1 protein-coding gene is annotated in these 265 nt (G+C 57.7%); it reads right to left on the bottom strand.

Annotated features, from left to right (window positions below; all coding sequences use genetic code 11):
• A partial coding sequence (locus QP437_RS10130) for an ATP-binding cassette domain-containing protein (RefSeq protein WP_285267744.1) occupies nucleotides 1–265 on the bottom strand: 265 nt, incomplete at both ends.

The following is a 265-nucleotide window of genomic DNA, read 5'->3' as shown; positions in this document are numbered from 1 at the left end:
AACAGTTTGCGGTAATCTTCTGGTTTTTCCGCCGCCAGCGGCTGACCATCAAGTAGGATCTGCCCGGAGAGTGGTTGATACAGACCGGTCAGTAGCATCGCCAGCGTCGACTTGCCGCTGCCATTGCCGCCAATCAGAAACACCAGTTCGCCGCGTTTGAGAGTTAAATTAATCGGCCCGACGGCAAAACTGTTATCCGGATAGTGGAACGACACGTCGCGCAGCTCCAGGGTCTGCCAGTGCGGATGCGCCTGCGGCTCGGGGA

The organism is Haemophilus sp. UMB1048 (assembly GCF_030218125.1).
Classification (GTDB): domain Bacteria; phylum Pseudomonadota; class Gammaproteobacteria; order Enterobacterales; family Pasteurellaceae; genus Haemophilus_D.
Note: the sequence above shows the minus strand (reverse complement) of the source record. Positions and strands in the feature narration are given on the sequence as shown.